Source organism: Streptomyces sp. JLBJ103, assembly GCF_058215575.1.
The window spans coordinates 546,429-572,279 of the sequence record NZ_CM177089.1; the positions used below are offsets into that span (position 1 = coordinate 546,429).

Here is a 25,851-nt window from a genome sequence, read left to right on the forward strand (position 1 = left end):
GGGCGGGCGGCGCCCGCGATATGGCAGGGTCTCCGGCGGGGGATCATCGGCGGCGGGGACCGGTGATACGGGCTCTGGGGAGGGCACGGCATGGCGGCCATGGGGGAAGGCGGCCTGGCATCGGTCACCCATCTGGTCACGGCGCTCAAGGAATTCCGGTGTCTGACGGATCCGGACTCCCGTGCGCTGTGTCTGGAATTGGTCGCCATGGAGCTGGAATCGGCCGTACCGGTCCGCAGCCACCGGGTGACCGACTACTTCCTGGTCGAGCTGGCCCGGGAGTGTCTGGACAATGTGCGGGTGATGCGGGCGCTGCGCGCGTCGCTGGCGGTGATGGCCTCGGACGCGGACGCGATGCACCAGCTCGACGCGGTCATGGCGCAGATGACGGCCCGTCCGGCGCTGCCGGTGCCCGCCACCGCGGAGCTGCGGTCGCTGCTGGAGGAGCTGGAGATCGGGCATCTGGGGCAGCTGTGCCGGGCGGCGGCAGGCCCACTCCAGGACGTTCCCCCGGTCACCGGCCCCTGGCACGCCTTCGAGGTGCTGAGCCGGATGAACGCCCAGCCGGGGAGTCTGCCGCCGGGGCTCGCCCTGGTGGAGTATCTGGCCGCGTCGGCGCAGCCGTTGCGCACGGCGGACGCGCTGCGGGCGTGGGCCGATGAGCGGGCCCGGGAGCTGTCCCTGACCTCGCAGCTGAGATCGCTGCGCCAGCAGGTGGGCCATGCCGCCCCGGCCGAGCCCGTCGATGCCTATCTGGTGATCCGGCTGCTGCGGCAGCAGGAGCCGGGCCGCTATGAGCTCTCGTCCTGGCATCAGTACGACCCCACCGGCTGGCATCCGGCCCGGGGCCCGGTCACCCAGGTCACCTCGGCCACCGCCGAGCGGGCCGTCCAGGACCTGGTGTACGCCGCGGCGGAGGAGTGGGACGACGCCCGGTCCATCCATGTGGAGTTCATGCTGGGCCCCGATGACCTGAACCTTCCGGTGCATCTGTGGCGACAGGAGCTGGACAGCGATCTGGCCACTCCGCTGTGCATGGACTACCCCGTGGTGATACGGAGTCTGGAGCGCTGCCAGACCCGCCGCTGGCACCGGTCGTGGAAGCAGCGCTGGCAGGTCTTCGCCGATCAGCCCCTGCGTTCCAAGCAGCTGGTGGTTGACGGCCCGGACCCGGACAGCCCGTCCGCGGGGGACGCCGGCGGGCTGCTGGCCCGGCTCAAGGCCGATCCGTATGTGGTCGCGCTGGTCCTGAACTCGCCCCCGGGGGCCACCTCCGAAGGCACGAACGAGGCGCTCGCGGCGTGGCGGGCCGGGATCCCCGTGGTGACCTGGGACCGCCGCCACAACCGCGCCCCCGACCTGGTCCATTGGCTGAGACAAAAACCGGCCGAGGCCAGCGGGAACCTGGCACGGCTCCGCGAAGCCGTGACAGAGTTACGTCTGGACGCCCATACGATCGACTCCGCGGAGCGGGAGCATCACCCGGGGCAGCATGTGATGCTCGTCTGGGACGACCCGACCCGTCCCGTGGAGCCGGTGGGGCGGTTGACGGGGCCGGACGAGGGGGTGGGGAGCCGATGAGCGAGGCGGAGTCCGCGCGACGGCACAACGGGCGGGTCCACAACGACCCGGGGTCCACCGCGAATCCGCTGCCGTCCGGTGTGCCACGCCCCTGGTGGATCTACCAGGGCACCGGCCGCCCGCTGCACGACGTCGATCTGGAAGAGATCCTTCCGCCGCCGCCTCCCTGGCGTACCTTCGGCGGGGTCTCAGCCTGCCCTCCGGACGCCGAGGCGGGCGCGTTAGCAGACCGGGACGGGACACCGACCGAGCCCCCGGCACCGCCGGAGGAGGAGCAGGACGCGGCCCGGCGGCTGGGAGCCACCCCGCTGGGCCTGCGGGCCGGCGCCGAGGAGGCCGACGTCGTCAACGCGGCGCTCATCCTCAGGCGTCCGCTGCTGGTGACCGGGCGCCCCGGTACGGGCAAGTCCACCCTGGCCTACCGCATCAGCCGCGAACTGGGCCTCGGCCGGGTGCTGCGCTGGCCGATCACCACCCGCACCACCCTGCGGTCCGGGCTGTACGGCTATGACGCCGTCGGCCGGGTGCACGCGGCCGCGGCCGGGCAGGCGGCGGAGCGGGACACCCCGGAGCCGGGCCCCGAGGACATCGGGGACTTCCTCCAACTCGGGCCGCTGGGCACGGCGATGCTGCCGTACCGCCTCCCCCGTGTGCTGCTCATCGACGAATTCGACAAGAGCGATATCGATCTGCCCAATGACCTGCTCGACATCTTCGAAGCCGGTGAGTACGCCATCCCCGAGCTGGTGCGCGTCCGCAGGCGCCGGCCGGCCGTTTCGGTCCTCACCGACGACCCGGACCGCAGTACCGTCATCGCTTCGGGCCGGGTGCGCTGCCGTGCCTTCCCGGTCGTGGTCATCACCAGCAACGGTGAGCGGGAGTTCCCGCCCGCGTTCCTGCGCCGCTGCCTCCAGCTGCGGCTGCCCGACCCGGACGCGGACCGGCTCGCCGCGATCGTGGCCGCTCATCTGGGGCGGGCCGACGACCCGCGCGCCCAGGAGCTCATCCACATGTTCCTGGAGCGCAGTGAGCTCGAAGGAGGGCTCGCCGCCGACCAGTTGCTCAACGCGGTGTACCTGGTGACGTCCCAGTCCCAGGTGCCCGGTCCCGAGTGGGAGGAGCTCCTGCACTCCGTCTGGCACCGGCTGGACGCAGCGGGCCCGACATGACACACGACCCAGGCGGCGGGTCCCCCGGGCACGGCCCACGGGGCCTGGACTGGCAGCAGATCGCCGACGCCGTATGGCTGGCCGTCTGCAAGGCCGAGACGGACCGCGGACCGGACCGGACCGGCCCCGATCCGCTCACCCGGCCCCCGGAGGTGGACGCACCGCCGCCGGATGACCGCCCGTCCGGCGAACCGCCGTCGGAGCGCGAGCCGGAGGAGGAGCGGGCTCCCGAGCCCGATCTGACCGTCTCCACGCCGCTGCCCGCCGAAGTCGCCGCGGCCGGGGACCATCCGGCCGCCGCGGCGGAACCGGCCCTGGCCACCGATGTTGTCCTGCCCGCCCCGCGGTGCTCCGTCCCCGGGCCGATGATCGCCGAGCGTGCGCTGTCCCGGGCGCTGCGCCCGCTCAAGCGCACCACGCCCTCCCCGGTCGCACTGGAGGTCGACGAGGAGGCCACGGCCGAGCGCGCGGCGCGCGAGGGGCTGTGGGTGCCCGAGTGCGTTCCGGTGCGGGAGCGCTGGATGGACGCGGTCCTCGTGGTGGACTGCGGACGGTCGATGGTGGTCTGGCGCCGGACGGCGACCCGGCTGGTCACCGTGTTGCAACGCACCGGCGCCTTCCGGGACGTACGGGTGCACCGGATCGACAGCGACCGCCTGTTACCCGACGACGGGGAGGGCGGTCCGGCCGGGCGCGGGGACCGTCCGGGGCCGGGTTCGCCGGTGGCCGGAATGTCGCCGCGGGACAAGCGGGCGGTGCTGGTGCTCACCGACGGCATCGGCGCGGCCTGGGCCGACGAGAGCGCCCAGCGCGCGCTGGCCCGCTGGGCGCGGAGTGCGTCGGTGGCCATCTTGCACGTACTGCACCAGGGCCGCTGGGCGCACACCGGGGTGGCACCGGAGCGGGTGCGGGTGCGCGCCCCTGGGCCGGGCGCCCCCAACGCCACCTGGGCCCCGGCCGATGGCGGCTCCTGGCCCGGGGGCGAGCCGCCGGTGCCGGTGCTGGAGCTGGACGCGCGGTGGCTGGCCGGCTGGGCGCAGCTGGTGGCCCGGCCCTCGGCCCGCGGCCAGGAGACGCTGGCCCTGCTGCCCGGCGTACCGGCCGAGCGCTGGGAGCGCGAGCCGGAACCGAGCGCCCTGGACCGGGTCTTCCGGTTCCGTACGACGGCCTCGCCCAGCGCCTTCCGGCTGGCGTCCCGGCTGGCGGCGGCCCCGTTGAACATTCCGGTGATGGAGTTTGTACAGGGGATCCACCACCCGGAGGGCAGCCCCGGCGATCTGGCGGAGATCCTGCTGGGCGGGCTGCTGCGCAAGGTGGGGACGGCCGACCCCATGGACGAGACGGGCATCGGCTACGAATTCCACAGCGGGGTGCGGGAGCTGCTGCTGTCGGCCGGGATGCGGGACGAGTCGCTGTACATCCTGCGCAGCGTTCTGGACCGGCTGGGAAAGCGCTGGCAGCCGCTGCATCTGCTGCGCGATCTGCTCAACCACCCTTCGGGGCCGGTGCGGGATCTGCCCACCACCGAGCGGCTGGTGCCGTACCTCAGACTCCAGGAGCAGGTCTACCAGGCGCTGTCGGGGCCGTATCTCGAAGGCGCGCGCTCTTTTCGCGCTCTTGTCCTCGCCCATCAGACGGTCGCCCCTACGGGCGAACACCCCCCGGATCCAGTTGATGACGGGTCCGGCAGGGGAAAAAATGTGGTCCCCGATGCGGCTGAGGCGGTTGCCGTGACTGACTCCACCACTCCCCGATCCACCGCGCGTTCCCATGCCGACGATTCACCCGCCCCGCCGTCGCACCGCGCGCCGGGTGCGGCGGGAGAGCACCTGAGAGGAAGTTTTGTGTCCGTGACCGCTGCTCGGTCCCTGCCCGCCGTGGAGGAGCGCCGTGCCGGGGATCCCCCGTCCATCTGGGGCAATGTGCCGCCCCGGAACAACAACTTCACCGGACGGCAGACGCTGCTCGACGTGCTCCACGAGCGGCTGCGCAGTGAGGGCACGGCGGCCGTGCTGCCGGAGGCGCTGCACGGCCTCGGCGGGGTCGGCAAGTCCCAGATCGCCCTGGAGTACGTCCATCAGCACGCCGCGGACTACGACGCGGTGTGGTGGATCCCGGCCGAGCGCACCGAGCAGATCCGCCAGGCGCTGGTCCAGCTCGCCGACCGGCTCGGTCTCCAGGCGGGTATGGAGGCCAACACGGCCGTGCCGACCGTGCTGGACGCGCTGCGCACCGGGCGGCCCTGTCGCAACTGGCTGCTGGTCTTCGACAATGCCGAGGAGCTGGAGACGGTCCGGCCGTTCTTCCCCGCGGGCGGCCCCGGCCGCATCCTGGTCACCTCGCGCAACGCCCAGTGGTCGCGGGCCGCCCGCACCGTCGAGGTGGATGTCTTCGAGCGCGAGGAGAGCATCGAGCTGCTGCTGCGGCGGGGGCCGGAGCTGCCGCGGGACCAGGCGGACCGGGTGGCCGACGCGCTCGGGGATCTGCCGCTGGCCATCGAGCAGGCGGCGGCCTGGCTGACCGAGACCGGCATGCCGGTCAATGAGTACCTCCAGGTGTTCGAGGACGAACGGTCCGATGTCTCCACCCGTCGCAGCGAACTGCTCGCGGCGGGGGTGCCGGTCGACTATCCCGAACCGGTGGCCGCCGCCTGGAACATGTCGCTGCGGCGGCTGGCCGAGACCCATCCCGGCGCGCTGCAACTGCTCCAGATGTGCTCCTTCTTCGCTCCCGAGCCGATTTCGCGGCGGCTGTTCTCCGGGGTCCGGGGGGTTTCCCTCTCCCCCGAGCTGTCGGAGGTGCTCCAGGACCCCATCAAACTGGGCCATGCCATCCGTGAGATCAATCGCTACGCCCTGATCAAAATCAATCACCGCAGCAACACCATCGAAATGCACCGGCTGGTGCAGGCGGTGCTGATCGGCCAGATGTCCCCGCAGCAGCAGGCGGATATGAAGCACAGCGCCCATGTGCTGCTCGCCTACGGGGATCCCAATGATGTGGCACCGCCCAACTGGGGCCGATACGCCGATCTACTGTCGCATGTCCGCGCCTCCCGGGCCATGGAGTGCGACGACAAGTGGGTGCGGCAGATGGTGCGCAACCTGGTGCGCTTCCTCTATGTGTGGGGCGACCACGAGGGCGCGCTCGAACTGGGCCGTCAGGTACGGGAGAAGTGGCTCGAGACGCTCGGCGAGGACAGCCCGGAGTCACTGGCGGTCTCCCGGACCCTGGGCCATGTCCTCACCGTCCTCGGCTACTTCGAGCAGGCACGGGAGCTCAACAGCCGCACCCTGGAGCTCCAGCGCGCCGCCGACGGCGACGACCACGAGAACACGCTCGTCACCCTGGGCGCGGTGGCCAGCGACGCGCGTTTCCAGGGCGACTTCGCCCGCTCGCTGGAGCTGGAGCGGGACCGCTGGAGCAGGACCCGGCGGCTGTTCGGCGACGAGGACCCGTACACCATCGCGGCGGCCAACGACTACGCCCTGGGGCTGCGGGCGGCCGGGGACTACGCGCGCGCCCGGGAGGTGGACGAGAGCGCCCACAACATCGCGGAGGTCATCCTCGGCGAGGACAATCTGCTGACCATCCTGCTGGAGACCAACGTCAGCATCGACGTCCGCGAATGCGGTGACTACATGACCGCCCGCGGCATGCTGGAGCAGACCTGCACGCGGATCCGCAGAGTGCTTCCGCAGAACGCGCCCATCGGTGTCTACGCCCTGCGCAATCTCGCCGTGGCGCGCCGCAAGGCGGGCGACCACGAAGGCGCGCTCGAGATCAGCCAGGAGGTCCTGGAGCGCTACCGGCTGCGCTACGCCGAGCCCAATCTCAACATCTCCACGACCGCGCTCAACCTGTCGATGGACTTGCGGCAGACGGCCGATCTCGACGGCGCCCGTGAACTCGGCCTGAAGTGTGTGGAGGACATGCGGGACGCGCTGGGGCCGCGCCACCCGGTGACGCTGAGCGCGGCGCTCGACCTCGCCATCACCCTGCGGCTGCTGGGCGAGACGGAGGAGGCGCTCCGGCTGAACGAGCGGACGCTGCCGCTGCTCGTCGAGCGGCTGGCGGCCGACCACCCGGTCTCGCTGGCCTGCGCGATCAACCTCGCCAGCGATCACTTCACACTGGCCGACTACGAGGAGGCCCGGCGGCTGGACACCGAGACCCTGGCGGCCTGCCGGACCCGGCTGGGCGAGGACCATCCCACCACCCTCGCCTGTGCGCTCAATCTCTCCGGTGATCTGCGGGCGCTGGGCGAGGGCAGATCGGCGGAGGAACTGCACCATGACGCGCTCACCCGGATGCGGCAGGTGCTGTCCGCCGGCCATCCGGCCACGGTGGCGGCGGCCCGGGGCATCCGCGCGGACTGCGATGTGGAGGCCATGGCCTTCTGAACCGGCCGCGGGGAGCGGTCAGCGGCCATGGGTTCCGATCCACCGCGCGAGGGCGATCGGATCAGGCCCCGGACCGGGACCGGCCGTCCGTTCCGTCCCCGTGCCGCATAACGCCCGGTGGACGGCGAGCACCAGCTCGGGGCGGCTCAGCAGCGCCTGTCGCGCGGTGCTGTCCGGCATGCTGAGGGCGAGCCCCGCCCAGGCACTCAGATCGTCCGGGGCCGTCGCCAGCCGGGCCCGGTAGCCGCGCAGCGCGGCCGCGGCCCGGTCCGCGGCCCAGTCGAGATCGGCCCCGGCGGGTGTGGTGCCGTCGGGGAGCGTTGCGTTCCGGTCCGTGTCGAGGCGGGCGAACGCCGCCGGGTCCATGAGCCGGTGGCGGACGAGCGCGGGGCGCGCCGGGATCCCGGTGGGAGCCGGCCGGACCGCGGTGGCGGGCAGGTCCCGCGGCGGGGCGTTGCCCGCCCGCCAGGCCCGCGCCCAGCGGGTGGTCTGCGCGGGGTCGGGCCTGAGGTGGCGCAGCCGGTAGAGGAGTTCGGCGTCGATGAGCACATCCGTCGCCCAGCGCCGCGGCAGCGGCGGGACGGGCTCGGCCGACCACGCGGCGAGCCGCTCCTCCACCAGCTGGAGGAACCTTTCACCGAGCGGTGTGAGCCGGGCGTGGGCGAGGAGTGTCCGCAGCCCCCGCGCGGTCTGCGCACGGCGCAGGGCGAACTCGAACGCGGCGATGTCCCGGGCGGGCCCGTCCTCGGCGCGGTGCCACCGGTCCCGCCAGAACCCCGTGACACCGAGGAACGCGTACACCCCGTGCAGCAGACCCCGCAGCGGTCGGGGGTCCAGCCGCCAGGGCGCGTAGTGGACCTCCTCCAGGCCCCCTTCGATCAGCGGCACCAGATCCATCAGTGCGCTGAGCTTGATGTGCTGCGCCTCGTGCACCAGCGACGCGGCCAGCGCGAGTGGGTCGTCGGGGCGGCCGAGCAGCACACATCCGTGGGCTTCCGGGGAGGAGGCGCTGAACAGATCGGGATGGGCGGTGTAGGGCACGGGGACGAGGGAGCCCAGACATGCGGCGATCCCCCCAGGATCCACCTGCGACTGCTCCGCGACCAGCCGCCATGCGGTGTCGAAACACCCCTGCCAGTGCTTCCACTCGTCGTCGGTGAGTCTTTCCGGCGGGGTGGTGCGCAGGAAATCGCGATAGGGGTCGACATCGTCGAGGAAGGGCTCGCAGATATGCCCCTGGTGTTCGCCGCGCAATCGCCGGAGGCCGTACCATCCCGGCGCATTCCGGGTGAGGTCGAAAGGCAGCGGGACCGTATGCGGTCCGGCGGTCAGCGTGGTCTTCCCGTCCGGGGCGCGGACGACCTCGGCGGTTTCCGCCGTCCGGTCCGGGAGGCGGGCGAAACCGAGGGCGGGTAGGATCACCCCGCCCTCGCGCACCGCCACCGTGGTACGGAAGTCGATTCCCGCGAGAAGTGCGGCCGAAGCGGCCATGGCATGGAGATAGCCGATTTCGGTCCACAGTGGCGTTTTCACCGGTTCCCGGCCGCGCAGCCCGCGCAGACAGCGGTTGAGCCAGGTGCCCGCCTGGGGGTGCAGCAAGACCCGCTCCACGGCGGCCGGGGCCGCACGCTCCGCCCGGATCAGAAGGCGCCACGGCTCCCGGGCGTCGGGGAGCGGGCCCGGTAACGCGGAGTGGTCGGCGCAGATGCCGACCAGGGCGCGCAGTAGGAGCATGGTCCGGCTGCGCTGCCCGGATCGCAGCTCGGCCACCGACGACACACCGCCCGAACCCCGGCCCAACTCGGTGAAGCACCGCTCCGAAAGGCGATGAAAGGAGCGCTCAGCCGTCATGGCCACCTTGTTCCGGAAAGCGAGGGATGCGGCACTATTCCGCGGTTCCCTTGCTCCCGCAATTCTGTCCGGAACTGGAGGAGTTCACCAGGGTCGGTGGAAATTGGACCGCGTCGAGCAATCGCCGGGTCACCGAAGAAAGCCCATCGCTCCGGTCAAGGTCTTCGAGGGTCGCTCCCGAAAGGTCCAGCAGCTCCGTCTCGACCCCGGTCGCGGCTCGCTCCATGACACCGTCCCCCTCCGGACGCTACACACCGGCTCACGTGAGGCACCCCTCATGGTGACCTACCTATTTTGATTGCGAAAGGGTGAACACAGCCAGTCGGCGCCTGGCTTGTCAAGATTTTCGGACACCTCTACGCGAGGTGACATCGGTCCGGTATGCCGCTGTCAGATGTCAGGTGCCCGCTCCGGAACGGACCGCTTCGACATCGAAGACCCCTCCGCAGACGCGGAAGGAGTGCGCCGCGGTCGTCATGGCCCGGAAGGAGTCCGGCGGATAGGCCCGGATGGTCGCGGCGGGCTTCCGGCACGGGGTGTCGTTCACGCCCTCGTTGAGGGTGTGCAGGACCGCCGAGGCGCTGCCGCCCGGCGGCAGGGAGACGGTGGAGTGCGAGGGGCCCCGCCGGACGGCGGGGGCGCCTATGCGGGCGCCGTCGGCGTCGAGCAGGGACACCCCGGGGAATCCGGTGAGGGTGCAGGCCGAGGTCGAGGTGTTGGTCAGGACCAGCGGCAGATACACATTGCCCGCGCCCACGTCCTTGCGGCCCACGGTCAGCTTCAGCGCTTGTGTGGAGCAGATGCGGCGCACGGCCGGGGCGTCGGCGTCCGTGGCGGACCGGGCGCGGGACGGCGCGGAGCGGTCACGCGGAGCGGCGGCGCCCTGGGACCCGTCCGAGGAACGCGGGGCGCGCGACGCGTCCGAGGAACGCGGGGCGCCCGCCGCGTCCGACGTGCGGGCGGCACCGGAGGCGTCGGAGCCTGCCCAGGCCCCCGCGCCGGAGTCGGTGCCGCACCCCGTGGCCGTGGCCAGCGCGCCCATGAGCAGCGCGGACAGGACCAGTGGCCGGGAGCGGGCCGTGGTGGTACGCCGTGCTGCCGTGCCGTGCCGTTGTGCCATGAGTGACCTCCCCAGGTCAGCCATCGGCGGGGCACCGACCGCGAGGGCGCGTGCCCCGATGCTTCCCGTCCATCCCCCTTGGCTCACCCTTCCCCGCTTTGACTCCGTTATGTCACCCGGCACATTGGCTGCATTCTTCAAGAAATTCCGCATAGCGCACATCTCGCCATAATCGGTCGAATCGGAAATGCAGTGACGCAGGTCACAGCAGAATCCGCCAATTGATCGATTTCCAGGGAAAGATCACCAACGGCAACGGATTCCTTGGTGTCGTAACGTTTCTGACACTCATTCGGAAAAAAACGGTCTCGCTCTCCGAAGGAGATCCGACGCACAGAGTGACACCGGGTGAGGGGTCCGGAGGCCGGTGCCCTGCTCAACACACCGAGACCTTGTCGTGACCAAATCGATGTGTTTACTGTGCGGCTCTCGTCGCATTCCATGCGCGGGCCTCCTCCGCCGGAGCGCCGAGTCCTGCCGTCGGCTGAGGGGTGACACGACGACCTGTCACGGCAGGAGCGGGGGAACCAGGTAGGCGCCGTACCGCGCGACCACGCGGTACGGCTTGGGGTGAAGACGCACCACGGGGCCATGGCGCCGCGTGCGTGCGGCCGGGCAACTCCAGCCCGAACCCGACAGCTCACCTCGCAGGCGTAGGAGAGGAAGAGCTCAATGGCTGCACGCGGACGTCACCGCCGGCCTAAGCCTCGCCGCGTCTCCCGCGCCCAACTCGCGTTCACCGCGGGCGGCGCCGGAGTGGCCCTGCCGCTCATCGGCGTCGGCCAGGCGAACGCCGCCTCCGTCGACACCTGGGACAAAGTGGCGGAGTGCGAGTCCGGCAACAACTGGAGCATCAACACCGGAAACGGCTACTACGGCGGTCTCCAGTTCTCCCAGAGCACCTGGCAGGCATACGGCGGCGGCTCCTACGCCGCGCGGGCCGACCTGGCCACCAAGGCCGAGCAGATCACCGTGGCCCAGAAGGTCCTCGCGAGCCAAGGCCCCACCGCCTGGCCGGTCTGCTCGGTGAAGGCCGGGCTGACGCGCGGCGGACCGGCCCCGGACGTCTCGACCGGCTCCGGCGGCTCCAGCGGTTCCGGAGCGCAGACCCCGAAGGCGGCGCCCAAGTCGACGCCGAAGGCCACCCCCGAGGCTGCCCCGAAGGCCGCGCCCAAGGCCACCACCAAGGCCACACCGCGGTCGGACTCGTACACCGTGGCCGGGGGTGACACCCTCTCCCGGATCGCCGGTGCCGAGCACGTCGACGGCGGATGGTCGGCGCTCTACGACGCCAACCGCCGGACCATCGGCGACGACCCCAATCTGATCCTCCCCGGCCAGCGGCTCACCCTCGACACCGATGCCCAGGGCGGACAGGACCGGGCCCCGCAGGCCAAGCCGAGGACGGGCGCCGACGCCCAGCGGGCCACCAGCCCCGGCACCGGGCAGGGGCGGCAGGACACCGCCACCCGTTCCTCCTCCTTCACCACACCGGTCGCCAGCACCCACGTGGGCACCGCCTACGGGGTGCCCGGCAACTGGTCCAGCGGCCACCACACCGGCGCCGACTTCCCCGTGCCGGCGGGCACCCAGGTGCGGGCGGTGGGCCCGGCCGAGGTGGTCGCGGCGGGCTGGGGCGGGGCGTACGGCTACCAGGTCGTCCTGCGCCACTCCGACGGCATGTACAGCCAGTACGCGCACATGTCGGCGCTCTCGGTCCACGTCGGCCAGTCGGTCAAGGGCGGCCAGAAGATAGGCAGCTCCGGTTCGACCGGCAACAGCACGGGACCGCATGTGCACTTCGAGGTGCGCACCGGTCCCGACTACGGTTCGGACGTCAATCCGCTGAGCTATCTGCGGTCGAAGGGCGTCTCCATCTGAGAAGGGCGCCTCCATCTGACCGGCCCGGCACATGCCGAGCGGGTTGCCCGGGCGGTGCACCGCCCGGGCAGCCCAGCATCTCCCCCACGGCACCGCTTCCCCGCGGCCTACATCGTCAGATGAGCCTTGGTGTGTGTGACTTCCTCGATGTCGCCGCCCGCCTTGCCGATCAGCCGGTGGGCGAGGTTGCTCAGCGCCCTCGCCGCCGCGATCTCCTCGCCGACCCTCGGCTGTGCCGGGTCGTCGGGGTTGCGGTTGGCGCGGCCCTGGGCCAGCATCTCGGTGCCGTCGTGCATCCTCAGCCGGACCACCGCCTCGGTCAGCGGGCCGACCTCACGGAATTCCATCTGTACGTCGCATCCCACGATCGTCTCCATCGCGATCACCTCCTACCTCACCCTCCAGGATGCGCCTCCCCGGTCTCTCCGGTCGAGTGGGACAGCAGCTCCACGACCTCGGCGTCCCCGGTCTGCGAGAAGTCCTGGTACCACTCGCCGACCGCGGAGAACTCCGGCGGTGTGGACAGGCACACCACCTCGTCCGCGTCCTCGCGCAGCGACGCGACCGCGTCCGGCGGCGCCACCGGGACGGCCAGGACGACCCGGGCCGCCCCCTGCGCCCGTGCCACCCGGCAGGCCGCGCGCGCGGTGGCCCCGGTCGCGATCCCGTCGTCCACGACGATCACCGTCCGGCCCTCGACCGCTATCCGCGGCCGCCCCCGGCGGAACCGCCGGGCCTGGCGGACCAGCTCCGCCTGCTCGGTCCGCTCCACCTCCTGGAGGTCCTCCTCACCGATCCGGCTCATCCGGATGATCGCCTCGTGCACCACCCGCACACCGCCCTCGCCGATGGCGCCGAAGCCCAGCTCACGGTGGTAGGGGACGCCGAGCTTGCGGACGATGATCACGTCCAGCGGGGCCCCGAGAGCCTGGGCGACCTCGAAAGCCACCGGCACCCCGCCCCGGGGCAGCCCCAGTACCACGGGCCGCTCGTCGCGCAGCGGCCGCAGCGCCTCGGCGAGGCGCCGCCCGGCGTCCACGCGGTCGCTGAAGATCATCGCTCACCCCCGGCACAAAGGCTCTCCTTCGAATCAAGCCGACATTGCCCCGGGCCGCAAACGGGCGGCACCGGCCGCGCGGGCTTCCAGGGCGTATTCCGCGCCCCGGAGGCACCCTGGAGGTATGAGGAACACGACGCATCCGGGCACGTCCGGATACCCCGTCTTCGTCGAGCCCTTCGACGCCGACACCCGCTACCGGCGGGTGAGGCTGCGCGGCCTCGGCTGTGAACCCCTCGAACGGGAGGAGTTCGAGCCGACCGTCCGCCGGGCCTTCCCGGACATCGACTTCGACGATCCGGAGCAGGTCCACTGGGCCGACCGGCCGGGGCAGTGGCCGGCCTGGCACCCGGGCGAGGCATGACCGTCCTGATCGGCACGTCGGGCTGGCAGTACAAGGACTGGCGGGGCGATCTCTATCCGGCCGACTGCCCACAGCGGCTGTGGCTGGAGGAGTACGCGTGTGCCTTCGCCACCGTCGAGAGCAACAACGCCTTCTACCGGCTGCCCGACCACGACCAGTTCGTCACCTGGCGGAACCGCACCCCCGACGGCTTTGTGATGGCGCTCAAGGCCAGCCGCTATCTCACCCACATCAAGCGGCTGCGCGACCCGCGGGAGCCGGTGGAGCGGCTGATGTCGCACGCACAGGGCCTCGGCGACCGGCTCGGCCCCGTCCTGCTCCAGCTCCCGCCCACCCTGCGCGCCGATCCCGCGCTGCTGGACACCGCTCTGGGCTGCTTCCCCGCCGGGAGCCGGGTGGCCGTCGAACCGCGCCACACGTCCTGGTGGACCGATGAGGTGCGCGCGGTGCTGGAGCGGCACGGCGCCGCGCTGTGCTGGGCGGACGCCGGATCGCGACCGGCCGCCCCGCTGTGGCGCACCGCCGGGTGGGGCTATCTGCGCTTCCACGGCGGCCGCGCCCACCCGGCCCCGCGCTACGGCGCCCAGGCGCTGGCCACCTGGGCGCACCGGGTGGACGAGACCTGGCCGGGCGGTGCCGCGGTGTACGCGTACTTCAACAACGACACGGGCGGGGCGGCGGTGCACGACGCCGCCGCCTTCGCCCGGTCGCTGTCCAAGCTGGGCCGGGAGGTCAGCCGTACGCCCTCCACGCTGCCGGTGGCCGGGCTCACTCCTTGACCGCGCCGCCGAGCATCCCTTCGATGAAGCGGCGCTGGAGCGCCACGTAGACCACCACCACCGGCAGCGCGATGAGCACCGAGGCCGCCGCGAGCAGGGCCGCGTCGGAGCTGTGCTGTCCCTGGAAGAAGGCGAGGCCCAGCGGGACGGTGCGATGGGCCTCGTCGCTGACCATCACCAGTGCCATCAGGAACTCGTTCCAGGTCCACATGAAGGTGATGACCACCATGGTGGAGATCGCCGGGCGGCCCATCGGGACGAGCACCCGCCACAGGGTGGTCCAGGTGTCCGCGCCGTCGATCCGGGCCGCCTCGATCACCGCCCGTGCGCTGCCCCGGAAGTAGGTGCGCATCCAGAACACGCCGAAGGCCAGGGACTGCGCGGTCTGCGGCAGGATCAACGCCCAGTAGGTGTCGGTGAGTCCGGCCCAGCGCAGATCGAAGTAGAGCGGGACGACCAGGGCCTCCTGCGGCAGGGTGAGCCCGATGACGAAGAGGTGGAACAGCACGGTGGAGCCGGGGAAGCGCATCACGCCGAAGGCGTACGCGGCCAGGACGGCCAGCACCGTCGTGACCGCCACGACGACCGCGGTGACCAGCAGCGAGTTGCCGAGGTAGGTGCCGAAGTGGCCACGGCTCCAGGCGTCGGTGAAGTTGCTCCAGTGCGGTCCGTCCTCGGGCAGCGAGAACCCGGTGTCCAGGGAGTCCTGTGAGCCGAAGGCCGTGGAGAGGATGCCGATCACCGGGGTGAGGGCGATGACGGCGAACAGGGTGAGGATGCCGTAGGTGACACCGCGTTCCAGACGTGTGGTCATGACCGCCGCCCTTCGACGAGCCGGGAGACCGTGACGGTCAGGACGAAGATCAGCACCGTGAGGGCCACTCCGACGGCGGCGGCCGAGCCGGCCTGGCCGGTCTCGAAGGCGCGGTGGTAGACCTCGTAGGCCGGTACGGAGGTGGCGTTTCCGGGGCCGCCGCTGGTGGTGATGTAGATCAGGTCGAAGTTGCGCAGCCCCGCGATGATGGTCAGGGTCAGCGCCACCGCGATCTGCGGCCGGAGGCCGGGCAGGGTGACGGTGAGGAACTCCCGCACCGGCCCGGCGCCGTCCATCCGCGCCGCCTCGTACAGCTCGCGCGGGATCCGCTGGGCCCCGGCGAGGAAGAGGACCATGCACAGGCCGGTGCCGACCCAGGTGCCGACCACACCGACCGCGGGCAGCGCCCAGGTGTAGTCGCCGAGCCAGGGGCGGGCCAGTGAGCCGAGGCCGACGGCCCGGAGGGTGTCGTTGAGCAGTCCGTCCGGGGCGAGGATGGAACGCCAGGCCACCCCGACCACGATCAGCGCCAGCACCTGGGGCAGGAACAGCACGGTGCGGAAGAAGGTCATCCCGCGCACCCGGACCCGGGACATCACCGCGGCCAGCAGCAGTCCGATGGCCACCGGCAGGGCGGAGTAGAACACGAGCAGCAGCAGTGCGTGGGCGAACGGGGCGCGCAGCGAGGGATCGCTGAACAGATCGCGGTAGTTGTCGAACCCTGCCGGGGTGGCCACGGTCAGCCCGTCCCAGTGCACGAAGGACAGCCACACCGACTGGCCGAAGGGGTAGAGCAGGAAGACGGCGTACACCGCGAGCGCGGGCAGGACGTAGAGATAGCCGATGGCGCGGGGCTCACCGGGCGCCCGGCGCCGGTAGCCGCTCTTCAGCGCGGCGGGACGGGCCCTCATCGGGTGCCCGCCGGGTCCGGCTTCGCCGCATGGCGTTTCCGCTGTTCCGCCATGAAGCGGTGGTAGTCCCGCTGGAGCGTGGTGGCCAGCTTCCCGGGTGAGGTCTTGCCGCTGACGACGCCCTGGAGGGCGGCCGAGAGGGTGTCGTAGAAGGTGGGGGTGGCGTAGTCCAGGTACGGCACGAGGCCGTCGGCGGCGCTGAGCCGCTTCCAGCCGTCGATCATCTGGCCGTCGACGGTCTCCGGTTCGACCGCGGCCGCGGCCCTGCCGGGTACGGCGGGCAGCACACCGTGGCGGGTCATGACGTCCGCGGCGTGGGCGTCGGTGAGGAAGTCCAGGTAGGCGGCGGCCACTTCGGGGTGGCGGGAGCGGGAGGTGATGGACCAGGCGAGGCCCTGGCCGCCGGTGGTGACGGGGTCGCCACCGGCCTTCGCAGGTGGCGGTGGCATCAGACCCAGCGTGTTGCCCATGGTCTTCTTCAGATCGGCCAGCTGCCAGGTGCCGGTGAGCAGATAGGCGCCGTCGCCGGAGGCGAACTTCTTGGCCGCGTCGTCGTAGCCGAGCCCGTTGGCGCCCTTGGGCAGATAGCCGCGCTTCGTCCAGTCGGTGAGGGTGGCCGCGGCGTCCTTGGTGGCGGCGGTCTCGAAGCCGTCGCCGCGGCCGAGGACGGTGTCCCGGGTGCCGGTGGCGTCGAGCTGGTCCTGGAGCACACCGAAGGTGTGAATGGCGGGGTACTTGTCCAGGTTGCCGAACTGCACGGGCAGTTCGCCGCGGTCCTTGAGCTTCGCCAGGCCGTCGGTGAACTCCCGCCAGGTGCTGGGAGGTTCGAGGCCCGCCTTCCGCAGCAGCGCCTTGTTGTAGTAGAGACCGATGTACTCACCGGTCTGGGATATGCCGTACAGCCGCCCGGTGCCGAAGTCGGTGCCGTCGGCGGAGACCCGGTTGAGATTGAGCAGGGTGTTCGGGTAGCGGGTGTTCCAGTCGTAGATCCCGGCGTAGTTGTCGAGCGGGGTGAGCAGTCCGGCTCGGACGAAGGAGACCATGTCGGGATAGCCCTGGTTGGCCTGGATGACATCCGGCGGGTTGTTCCCGGAGACGGCCAGCTTGAGCGTGGTCTTCAGATCGGCGAAGCTACGCGCCACCCGCTTGATCCGCACGTTGGGGTACTTCCGCTGGAACTCCTTGTTGAGCTGCGTCAGTTCGCCGTTGGTACCGCCGCGGATCTCCTGGTCCCACACGGTCAGCGTGACCTTCCCGGCCTTCGCCGGATCCGGTACGGCGGTGGCCGCCCCGGTGCCGGGACCGGCGGCCCCCGAGCCGTCGGTCCCGGGCACACAGCCCGTGGCGAGCAGGACGAGAGCGGCGGTGAGCACGGTGGGCGCGGTTCTGGTGTGCCGTCGGCGCGCCCCGGTGCCGGGGATTCCCATGGACATCTCCTTCACGCAGCATTGACTACTCCCCTCCCTGGAGGGAGGGGATTCCTGGCTCAGGCTGCCTCCGGGAGCAGCGCTCCCGGAGGTCTTGTGCCCTCGGCGCCAGCCGGGTTCAGACCTGCCCGGTGGGCATCACGCGGGCGGAGTTCTTGTCTCTGGGGGAGACGGCTCCGCACGCGGCGCAGGTGTAGGTGCGCTCGGACAGCGGGAGTGCGTGCTTGGTTCTCGCTCCGCACGATGCGCAGTCCATGGTGGTGTGCGCGGGATGCACCAGACGGATGTCCCGCCCGTGTTTGTGGCCCATCTCGATCAGGGCCTTCTTCGTGGCGCTGATCGCGGCGTCCGCCGCCTTGCGCGCCATCGAGGACTTGGCGACGCATTCGTTCCAGATCCACCGGCACCGGTTCCACTCCGCCAACAGCGCCGCACGAGAGGTCGACGACACGCGAAGCCGGTACGTGTACCGGGCATACCCGGCCTCGTTTGCTTCACTTGGCGTCGTCATGCCGCCAACGTAGCGTCATCCTTCGGCTCTCACTCCGGATTCCGGCAGACCTACTCGAACGGGTGACCGCCCAAACCGCTGCGGACCGGCGGTCCCTCAACTGCGAAGGAACCACCACACCTCTTGGAGGTCGTCGCCCTCGCCACTCCCCGGGCGGACGCCGGATCGCCCGACGGCGATCCGGCTTCTCCTGCCCCGCGCCGCGGGAATCCGGATTCCTCCCCGGCCTGAAGGCCGGGGCATCCTCCGGGAATTCCAGTGACGCTCACCCGCGCCCCCTTCTCCGGTCGGTGCGCCATGGCACCGGCGGAACAGGGGTGTCATGAGCGTGAGCGACACCCTGCACCTGCTTGACGCTCAATGCAAGACATCGGTCATACTCGCGCACACTCGCTCAAGAGGAGTAGGTTGCCCCCATGCTGCGAGAGACCCGCCACGAGAAGCTGCTGAGCATCCTCGGGCAGGAGGGTGTGCTCCCCATCGGGGAGATCGCCACGCGTCTGGGCATCAGCGAGGCCACCGCCCGCCGGGACATCACCGAGCTGGGCCGGGCCGGGCGGCTCACCCGGATCTACGGCGGCGCGGTGGCCGCCCCCACCCCGGGCGAGGAGCGCCCGTTCAACGAGGTGGAGGTCGACGACCTGGCCGAGAAGCAGGCCGTCGCCCGCCGGGCCGCGGAGCTGGTCGCGGACGGCGAAGTCCTGCTGCTGGACATCGGCACCACCACCCTCCAGCTCGCCAAGCAGCTGCGCGGACGGCCGGTCACCATCGTGACCAGCAACCTCGCGATCTACGACGAACTGCGCGACGACCCGCGGGTGACGCTGATCCTGCTCGGCGGGCAGGTGCGCGCCAACTACCGGTCGATGGTGGGCTTTCTCACCGAGTCCAACATCCGCCAGCTGCATGTGGGTCGGCTCTTCCTCGGCGCGAGCGGGGTGCTGCCGGACGGCAGCGTGCTGGACAGCACCCATGTGGAGGTGCCGGTGAAGCGGGCCATGCTCGAGGCCACCCGTGAGGTGGTGCTGCTGGTCACCTCGGGCAAGTTCCCCGGCGAGACCGGTCTCGCCCGGATCTGCGGGCCCGGGCAGATCGACACCCTGATCACCAACGCGGCATCCGATCCGGCGACGCTCGCCGTGTTCCGCGAGGCCGATGTGGAGGTACTGACCGTATGAGGCTGACTGTGCTGGGCGGCGGCGGTTTCCGTATGCCCCTGGTGTACCGCGCGCTGCTGGACGACAGCGGTGACGCGGCCGGGCGCTGCACCGAGCTGGTGCTGTACGACACCGACGCCACCCGGCTCGACGCCATCGGCGCGGTCCTGGCCGAGCAGGCGGCGGGCCGTGCCACCGCCCCCGCCGTACGGGCCACCACCGACCTCGACGAGGCGCTGCGCGGCGCCGACTTCGTGTTCTCCGCCATCCGCGTCGGCGGTCTGGAGGGGCGTGCGCGCGACGAGCGGATCCCGCTGGCCGAGGGGGTGCTCGGCCAGGAGACCGTCGGGGCGGGCGGGGTGCTCTACGGGCTGCGCACCCTGCCGGTGGCGGTCCGGATCGCCGAGCGGATCGCGGCGGTGGCCCCGGACGCCTGGGTCATCAACTTCACCAACCCCGCGGGCATGGTCACCGAGGCGATGCAGCGGGTGCTGGGCGACCGGGTGATCGGCATCTGCGATTCCCCGGTGGGGCTGTGCCGCAGGGCCGCGCGGGCGCTGGGTGCCGACCCGGACCGGGCCTCCTACGACTACGTCGGACTCAACCACCTCGGATGGCTGCGCCGGGTGGTGGTGGACGGCCGGGACCGGTTGCCCGAACTCCTCGCGGACACCGACCTGTTGGAGTCCTTCGAGGAGGGCAGGCTGTTCGGCGCCGCATGGCTGCGGGCGCTGGGCGCCCTGCCCAACGAGTATCTGCACTACTACTACTTCAACCGCGAGGCGGTGGCGTCGATCCGGCAGGCCCCGGCCACCCGCGGTGAGTTCCTCCGGGAACAGCAGGCGCGCTTCTACGCGTCGGCGGCCACCGAGGGCGTGGGAGCTCTGGAGCTCTGGGAGCGGACCCGGCTGGAGCGGGAGGCCACGTACATGGCGGAGAGCCGTGCGGCCACCGGCGGCTGGCAGCGCGACACCTGCGATCTCGACGGCGGCGGCTACGACCGGATCGCGCTGGCCATCATGCGCGCCATCGCCCGCGACGAGCGCGCCACGCTGATCCTCAACGTCCGCAACCGCACCGCGGTCCCGGGGCTGGACGCCGAGGCCGTGGTGGAGGTGCCGTGCCTGGTGGACGCGGGCGGGGCGCGCCCGCTGGCGGCCGGCGCGGTGGCCCCGGACCAGCTGGGGCTGATGCTCTCGCTGAAGGCGGTGGAGCGCTCGACCATCGAGGCGGCGGCTTCGGCGGCGACCGGAGCGGGCGCCCGTACGCGCGGCGCCCGCGGCGCGGCCCTGCGAGCCCTCGCCCTCCATCCGCTGGTGGACTCGGTCAGTGTCGCGGCCCGGATCCTCGACGCCTCGGGGGCGCTCACCCGCGACGCAGTCGCCTAGCACATGTCCGAACGGGCAGGAACCCGTCGTCGGTCGCGCCCGGACGCGCCCGGTCGGGCCCATATTCCGCCCCCCGTCGAGAAGACGGGCACCAAACAGGCCCGCAAGAGGGAAAACCGGCCATCCGCCATCCACACCCGTCATCGCTTCACACGTGCTGACCTGCTGAGATAACGTTCATGAAACGGGCATATACGGTCACGATCTCTTCATCCCGAAGGCTGGCCACGTGATGACGGGCTTGTAAAACTTCCACGCAAGCCAGGAGATCGACACAGAGAGGTGCGGTATGGACGCGGAGGAACGCCGTCGGGAGATCCTCGAGACGGCCCGCCGTGCCGGAGCCGTCGATGTCGGCAAGCTCGCCGCGGACCTCGGTGTCTCCAAGGAGACCGTACGTCGCGATCTGAGTGTGCTGGAGCGACACGGTCTGGTGCGCCGCACACACGGCGGCGCCTATCCCGTGGAGAGCGCGGGGTTCGAGACGACCCTGGCCTTCCGCACCACCATGCACGTCCCCGAGAAGCAGCGGATCGCGGAGGCGGCGGCCGGGCTCCTGGGCGACGCCGAGACGGTCTTCGTGGACGAGGGGTTCACCCCGCAGCTGATCGCGGAGGCGCTGCCCCAGGACCGTCCGCTCACCGTGATCACCGCCTCCCTCACCACCGCCGGTGGCCTCGCCGAGCGGGAGAACACCACCGTGCTGCTGCTCGGCGGCCGGGTGCGCGGCGGCACCATGGCCACCGTGGACCACTGGGCGACCCATATGCTCTCCGGCTTTGTCATCGACCTGGCCTTCATCGGCGCCAACGGCATCTCCCGGCAGTACGGCCTCACCACCCCCGATCCGGCCGTCAGCGAGGTCAAGGCGCAGGTGGTCCGGGTGTCCCGGCGGAAGATCTTCTCCGGGGTGCACACCAAGTTCGGTGCCGTCAGCTTCTGCCGGTTCGCCGAAGTGTCCGACTTCGAGGCGATCGTGACGGACACCGGGCTCCCGCTGACCGAGGCACACCGCTACTCCCTGCTGGGCCCGCAGATCATCCGCGCCTGACGGACCGTCACACGGCCTGCCCCGCCCCGCTGTTACTCCGCTCTCCCCCCACACGTCCCTTCGATTGGACCAGTCATGCCCGTCCTGACTCTTCGTGCTGCCCGGATACCGCTGGTGGCCCTGACCGCGGGAGCGCTCCTCGCCGGGTGCGCCGGAATGGGGGGCGGTGGCTCCGGCAAGAGCATCAACGTCCTGATGGTCAACAACCCCCAGATGATGGAGTTGCAGAAGCTCACCGCGAAACACTTCACCAAGGAAACCGGCATCAAGGTGAACTTCACGGTGCTGCCGGAGAACGATGTCCGCGACAAGATCAGTCAGGACTTCGCCAATCAGGCCGGTCAGTACGACGTGGCCACCATCAGCAACTTCGAGGTCCCGTTCTACGCCAAGAACGACTGGCTGCTGCCGCTGGACGACCGGGTGGCGCACGACCGGGCCTTCGACCAGAAGGACATCCTGCCCCCGATGCGTCAGTCGCTGACCGCCGACAACGGCCGGCTGTACGCCGAGCCGTTCTACGGTGAGTCGTCCTTCCTGATGTACCGCAAGGATGTGTTCGCCGAGAAACATCTGACCATGCCCAAGCGGCCCACCTGGAAGCAGGTGGCCGAGCTGGCGGCCAAGGCCGACGGCGCGCGCACCGGGATGAAGGGCATCTGTCTGCGCGGACTGCCCGGCTGGGGCGAACTGATGGCACCGCTCACCACCGTCGCCAACACCTTCGGCGGCACCTGGTTCACCAAGGACTGGAAGGCGCAGCTCACCTCCCCCGGGTTCAAAGAGGCGACCAAGTTCTACGTCGACCTGGTGCGCAAACACGGTGAGGCGGGTGCGGCGCAGTCCGGTTTCGCCGAATGCCTGAACAACCTCACCCAGGGCAAGAGCGCCATGTGGTACGACGCCACCTCGGCCGCCGGATCGCTGGAGGCCGCCGACTCCCCCGTCAAGGGCAAGATCGGCTATGCCCAGGCGCCGGTGGAGAAGACCAAGAGCTCCGGCTGGCTCTACACCTGGGCGTGGGGCATCCAGAAGGCGTCCCGTGCCCACGACAACGCGTGGAAGTTCGTCCGCTGGGCCTCCAGCAAGCAGTACGAGCGTCTGGTGGGCAAGACCTTCGGCTGGGCCAACGTCCCGGCGGGCAAACGGGCTTCCACCTACGCGAACCCCGACTACCGCAAGGCCGCCGGCACCTTCTCGGAGGTCACCCGCGAGGCCATCACCAGCGCCCGGCCGCGTGACCCGGGTGTGCAGCAGCGGCCGACCATCGGCATCCAGTTCGTCGACATCCCGGAGTTCTCGGATCTCGGCACCAAGGTCGCACAGGAGATCAGTGCCGCGATCGCCGGAAAGCAGTCCGTCGACGAGGCGTTGAAGAAGTCGCAGAAGCTGGCCGAGAAGGTCGGCGAGGAGTACCGAGATGAGTAATCCCACGACTGCCGCCCCCGTACGCGACCCGCGTCCGCCGGCCGTGACCACCGCTTCGCGGCCCACCGCCAAGGTGCCCCGCAACCGCGCCCGCGAATGGGCCACCCGAGCACCGCTGATGCCCGCGCTGATCTTCCTGATCGTGGTCACCCAACTGCCGTTCGTGGCCACACTGGTGATCTCGTTCTTCGACTGGAACGCCTTCCGGCCCGACCATCGCGAATTCACCGGTCTGGACAACTACCGGACCGTGGTCAATGACGAGGGCTTGCGCGAATCCATCCTGACCACGGTGGTGCTGACCGCCAGTGTGGTGATCATCAGCGTGGTGCTGGGGCTGCTGCTGGCGCTGCTGCTGGACCGGAAGTTCCGTGGCCGCGGGCTGGTGCGCACGATGCTGATCGCACCGTTTCTGCTGGTCCCGGTGGCCTCCGCGCTGCTGTGGAAGCATGCGCTGTACAACCCTGAGTACGGTCTGTTCAACGGGGTACTCAACTGGCTGGGCGGGCCCCAGCCGGACTGGATCTCCGATATGCCACTGCTGGCCGTCGAGATGTCCCTGGTGTGGCAGTGGACACCGTTCATGATGCTGATCCTGCTGGCCGGGCTTCAGAGCCGCCCCCTGGACATGATCGAGGCGGCCCGGCTGGACGGCGCGGGCAGTTGGCAGATCTTCCGCTATCTCACCCTGCCGCATCTGCGCCGCTATCTGGAGCTGGGCACTCTGCTGGGGTCGATCTACATCGTGCAGAACTTCGACGCGGTGTTCACCCTGACCCGTGGGGGTCTGGACACCGCCAACCTCCCGTACACCATCTACGAGACCTTCTACAACGCTCATGAGTACGGGCTGGCATCCGCGGCCGGCGTGCTGGTGGTGATCGGCACGATCGTCATCGCCACCTTCGCGCTGCGCGTGGTGTCGTCCCTGTTCCGTGAGGAGGTGTCCCGCGCATGACCGCGTCGACCGCCCAAGCGGCCGTCACCGCCGTTCCCCCGTCCACCCGCCGGGCCAGACGCCGCGGTGCCGCGCTCGGACTGCTGGCCTGGTTCACCGGGATCGTGTTCGTCCTGCCGGTGCTGTGGATGGTGCTGACCTCCTTCCACTCCGAGTCGAACGCCGCCACCAACCCGCCGTCGGTGACCGCGCCGCTCACCCTGGACGGCTACCGCGAGTTCTTCGGGGCGGACGGTGGGGCGAGCCCCTGGCCGCCGCTGCTCAACTCCCTGGGCGCGAGCGTGTTCTCCACCCTCTTGGTCCTGGTGCTGGCGCTTCCGGCGGCGTACGCGCTGTCCATCCGGCGGGTGCGCAAGTGGACGGATGTGATGTTCTTCTTCCTGTCCACGAAGATGCTGCCGGTGGTGGCCGGTCTGCTCCCGGTGTTCCTGTTCGCCAAGGACACCGGCTTCCTGGACAACATCTGGCTGCTGGTCATCCTCTACACCTCGATGAATCTGCCGATCGCGGTGTGGATGATGCAGTCCTTCCTCGCCGACATCCCGGTGTCGGTGATCGAGGCCGCGCAGATGGACGGGGCGCGGCTGCCCACCGTCCTGGTGCGGGTGATCGCCCCGATCGCCGGTCCGGGGATCGCCGCCACCTCGCTGATCTGCTTCATCTTCAGCTGGAACGAGATGCTCTTCGCCCAGGTGCTCACCGGTGTGGTCGCCCAGACCGCCCCGGCCTTCCTGACCGGCTTCGTCACCAGCCAGGGGCTGTTCCTCGCCCAGGTGTGTGCCGCGTCCGTCGTGATTTCCCTGCCGGTGCTGGCCGCCGGCTTCGCCGCCCAGGACAAACTGGTCCAGGGCCTGTCTCTAGGAGCAGTCAAATGAGGGCCGCCGTCATCGAAGCCCCCGGCAAGGTCACCGTCGAAACCGTTCCGGACCCCACGCCGGGACCCCGCGAGGTGGTGGTCGATGTGGCGGCGTGCGGTCTGTGCGGCACCGATCTGCATATTCTCCAGGGCGAGTTCGCCCCCACCCTGCCGATCGTCCCGGGGCATGAGTTCGCCGGGCAGGTGGTGGGCGTCGGCAGCGGTGTCACCGAGCTGGCGGTGGGCGACCGGGTCGCGGTGGATCCGTCCCTGCACTGCCACGAGTGCCGCTACTGCCGGATCGGGCGGGGCAATCTGTGCGACAACTGGAACGCCATCGGGGTGAGTGTCCCCGGCGGCGCCGCCGAGTTCGCCGTCGCCCCGGTGGCCAACTGCGTCAAGCTGCCGGAGCACGTGGCGACGGCGGACGCGGCCCTCATCGAGCCGCTGTCCTGCGCGGTGCGCGGCTATGACGTCCTGAACGGCAATCTGGGCGCGGAGGTGCTCATCTACGGCTCGGGCACCATGGGCCTGATGATGCTGGAGCTGGCCAAGCGGACCGGCGCCACCACGGTGGACATGGTGGACATCAACCCCGAACGGCTGGCCACCGCAGGCACGCTGGGCTGCTCCCGGTCCGCCGGCTCGGCAGAGGAGCTGGAGCAGCCGCGCGGCTGGGACGTGGTCATCGACGCCACCGGCAACCAGGCCGCCATTCAGGACGGGCTGAGCCGGGTGGCCAAGGCCGGAACGTTTCTCCAGTTCGGTGTCTCCGACTACGCGACGCGGGCCACCGTCGAGCCGTACAAGATCTACAACCAGGAGATCACCATCACCGGTTCGATGGCCGTGCTGCACAGCTACGAGCGCGCCGCCGGACTGTTCGCCTCCGGCGTTCTGGACCCGGAGATCTTCATCAGCCACCGGCTGCCGCTCGAGGAGTACCCCTCGGCGCTCGAGCAGTTCGCGTCCGGCCAGGGGCGCAAGATCGTGGTGGTGCCGTAGGGTCCGTCTTCAAAGGGGGCGTCCGGCCGCGAGCGGCGTCTGGTGCGGTGACTCGCAAGGCGGAGGATCGCCCTCGTACTGGGCGTACTCGGGCGACTTTCGACAACGCGGCGAGGTGCCGTGCCAGGCGTCGGGAGCAG

At 70.7% G+C, this 25,851-nt stretch carries 19 protein-coding genes, 2 pseudogenes and 1 riboswitch; of the genes and pseudogenes, 13 read left to right on the plus strand and 8 right to left on the minus strand.

Translation table 11 applies throughout. The annotated features are described in order from the left end of the window. The first annotated feature begins 90 nt into the window (after nt 1-90). From AC4BEG_RS02245 to fxsT, 3 genes are read left to right on the plus strand one after another with little or no spacing between them, the layout of a single operon-like run. Nucleotides 91-1,581, plus strand: a complete 1,491-nt coding sequence (locus tag AC4BEG_RS02245) for a VMAP-C domain-containing protein (protein WP_490704213.1) — start codon at nt 91-93, stop codon at nt 1,579-1,581. Next, nucleotides 1,578-2,750 (plus strand): AAA family ATPase, encoded by a 1,173-nt coding sequence (locus tag AC4BEG_RS02250; protein ID WP_490704214.1) that lies wholly within the window; start codon nt 1,578-1,580, stop codon nt 2,748-2,750. The genes AC4BEG_RS02245 and AC4BEG_RS02250 overlap by 4 nt, the downstream gene beginning before the upstream one ends. Further along, entirely contained in the window at nt 2,747-7,153 is a 4,407-nt protein-coding gene (gene fxsT, locus AC4BEG_RS02255; RefSeq protein WP_490704215.1) for an FxSxx-COOH system tetratricopeptide repeat protein, read from the plus strand. Before AC4BEG_RS02250 ends, fxsT begins: the two co-directional genes overlap by 4 nt. A gap of 18 nt (nt 7,154-7,171) precedes the next feature. On the opposite strand, the gene AC4BEG_RS02260 is transcribed toward fxsT, so the two are convergent. Together AC4BEG_RS02260 and AC4BEG_RS02265 are read right to left on the minus strand one after the other, a co-directional pair. After that, nucleotides 7,172-9,004 (minus strand): HEXXH motif domain-containing protein, encoded by a 1,833-nt coding sequence (locus AC4BEG_RS02260; protein WP_490704216.1) that lies wholly within the window; start codon nt 9,002-9,004, stop codon nt 7,172-7,174. Nucleotides 9,005-9,401: 397 nt separating this feature from the next. Beyond that, complete coding sequence (locus AC4BEG_RS02265) at nt 9,402-10,124, minus strand: DUF4232 domain-containing protein (protein WP_490704217.1); 723 nt, start codon at nt 10,122-10,124, stop codon at nt 9,402-9,404. 490 nt (nt 10,125-10,614) lie between these two features. Beyond that, nucleotides 10,615-10,791: riboswitch (cyclic di-AMP (ydaO/yuaA leader) on the plus strand. Between the two features lie 5 nt (nt 10,792-10,796). Between AC4BEG_RS02265 and AC4BEG_RS02270 the strand changes: the two genes are divergently transcribed. Further along, nucleotides 10,797-12,005, plus strand: a complete 1,209-nt coding sequence (locus AC4BEG_RS02270; RefSeq protein ID WP_490704218.1) for a transglycosylase family protein — start codon at nt 10,797-10,799, stop codon at nt 12,003-12,005. Nucleotides 12,006-12,112: 107 nt separating this feature from the next. Here AC4BEG_RS02270 and AC4BEG_RS02275 read toward each other — a convergent pair whose 3' ends face one another. Then, on the minus strand, nt 12,113-12,382 hold the full coding sequence (locus AC4BEG_RS02275; protein WP_490704219.1) for a DUF1876 domain-containing protein: 270 nt from the start codon (nt 12,380-12,382) through the stop codon (nt 12,113-12,115). A 26-nt stretch (nt 12,383-12,408) separates the two neighbouring features. After that, nucleotides 12,409-13,062: pseudogene (locus AC4BEG_RS02280) on the minus strand (phosphoribosyltransferase); the annotation flags it as partial. Between the two features lie 124 nt (nt 13,063-13,186). Here AC4BEG_RS02280 and AC4BEG_RS02285 point away from each other — a divergent pair. Further along, complete coding sequence (locus AC4BEG_RS02285; protein ID WP_490704220.1) at nt 13,187-13,426, plus strand: hypothetical protein; 240 nt, start codon at nt 13,187-13,189, stop codon at nt 13,424-13,426. After that, complete coding sequence (locus AC4BEG_RS02290) at nt 13,423-14,205, plus strand: DUF72 domain-containing protein (RefSeq protein WP_490704221.1); 783 nt, start codon at nt 13,423-13,425, stop codon at nt 14,203-14,205. The genes AC4BEG_RS02285 and AC4BEG_RS02290 overlap by 4 nt, the downstream gene beginning before the upstream one ends. Here the strand turns inward: AC4BEG_RS02290 and AC4BEG_RS02295 are convergent. The 4 genes and pseudogenes from AC4BEG_RS02295 to AC4BEG_RS02310 all read right to left on the minus strand — a co-directional run. Then, nucleotides 14,195-15,019, minus strand: coding sequence for a carbohydrate ABC transporter permease (locus tag AC4BEG_RS02295; RefSeq protein WP_490704222.1), 825 nt, complete (start codon nt 15,017-15,019; stop codon nt 14,195-14,197). The genes AC4BEG_RS02290 and AC4BEG_RS02295 overlap by 11 nt on opposite strands. After that, the gene (locus AC4BEG_RS02300; RefSeq protein ID WP_490704223.1) at nt 15,016-15,930 is read right to left on the minus strand and encodes a carbohydrate ABC transporter permease; all 915 of its coding nucleotides are present in this window, start codon (nt 15,928-15,930) and stop codon (nt 15,016-15,018) included. The genes AC4BEG_RS02295 and AC4BEG_RS02300 overlap by 4 nt, the downstream gene beginning before the upstream one ends. Continuing rightward, nucleotides 15,927-17,357 carry an extracellular solute-binding protein gene (locus AC4BEG_RS02305; protein ID WP_490704224.1) on the minus strand — a complete coding sequence of 477 codons (1,431 nt, stop codon included), beginning with the start codon at nt 17,355-17,357 and terminating at the stop codon, nt 15,927-15,929. The genes AC4BEG_RS02300 and AC4BEG_RS02305 overlap by 4 nt, the downstream gene beginning before the upstream one ends. 59 nt (nt 17,358-17,416) lie before the next feature. Further along, nucleotides 17,417-17,739, minus strand: a pseudogene (locus AC4BEG_RS02310) (zinc ribbon domain-containing protein); the annotation flags it as partial. Nucleotides 17,740-18,284: 545 nt separating this feature from the next. Here AC4BEG_RS02310 and AC4BEG_RS02315 point away from each other — a divergent pair. From AC4BEG_RS02315 to AC4BEG_RS02345, 7 genes are all read left to right on the plus strand, one after another. Continuing rightward, nucleotides 18,285-19,046, plus strand: a complete 762-nt coding sequence (locus AC4BEG_RS02315; protein ID WP_490704225.1) for a DeoR/GlpR family DNA-binding transcription regulator — start codon at nt 18,285-18,287, stop codon at nt 19,044-19,046. Then, the gene (locus AC4BEG_RS02320; RefSeq protein ID WP_490704226.1) at nt 19,043-20,413 is read left to right on the plus strand and encodes a 6-phospho-beta-glucosidase; all 1,371 of its coding nucleotides are present in this window, start codon (nt 19,043-19,045) and stop codon (nt 20,411-20,413) included. The genes AC4BEG_RS02315 and AC4BEG_RS02320 overlap by 4 nt, the downstream gene beginning before the upstream one ends. Before the next feature lie 289 nt (nt 20,414-20,702). Then, nucleotides 20,703-21,464 carry a DeoR/GlpR family DNA-binding transcription regulator gene (locus tag AC4BEG_RS02325; RefSeq protein ID WP_490704227.1) on the plus strand — a complete coding sequence of 254 codons (762 nt, stop codon included), beginning with the start codon at nt 20,703-20,705 and terminating at the stop codon, nt 21,462-21,464. A gap of 75 nt (nt 21,465-21,539) precedes the next feature. After that, complete coding sequence (locus AC4BEG_RS02330) at nt 21,540-22,892, plus strand: ABC transporter substrate-binding protein (RefSeq protein ID WP_490704228.1); 1,353 nt, start codon at nt 21,540-21,542, stop codon at nt 22,890-22,892. Then, nucleotides 22,885-23,850: a carbohydrate ABC transporter permease gene (locus AC4BEG_RS02335; RefSeq protein WP_490704229.1), complete on the plus strand. Its 966-nt coding sequence runs from the start codon at nt 22,885-22,887 to the stop codon at nt 23,848-23,850. The genes AC4BEG_RS02330 and AC4BEG_RS02335 overlap by 8 nt, the downstream gene beginning before the upstream one ends. After that, nucleotides 23,847-24,725 carry a carbohydrate ABC transporter permease gene (locus AC4BEG_RS02340; protein ID WP_490704230.1) on the plus strand — a complete coding sequence of 293 codons (879 nt, stop codon included), beginning with the start codon at nt 23,847-23,849 and terminating at the stop codon, nt 24,723-24,725. Before AC4BEG_RS02335 ends, AC4BEG_RS02340 begins: the two co-directional genes overlap by 4 nt. Next, nucleotides 24,722-25,711, plus strand: a complete 990-nt coding sequence (locus tag AC4BEG_RS02345; RefSeq protein WP_490704231.1) for a zinc-dependent alcohol dehydrogenase family protein — start codon at nt 24,722-24,724, stop codon at nt 25,709-25,711. The genes AC4BEG_RS02340 and AC4BEG_RS02345 overlap by 4 nt, the downstream gene beginning before the upstream one ends. The last annotated feature ends 140 nt before the right edge of the window (nt 25,712-25,851 follow it).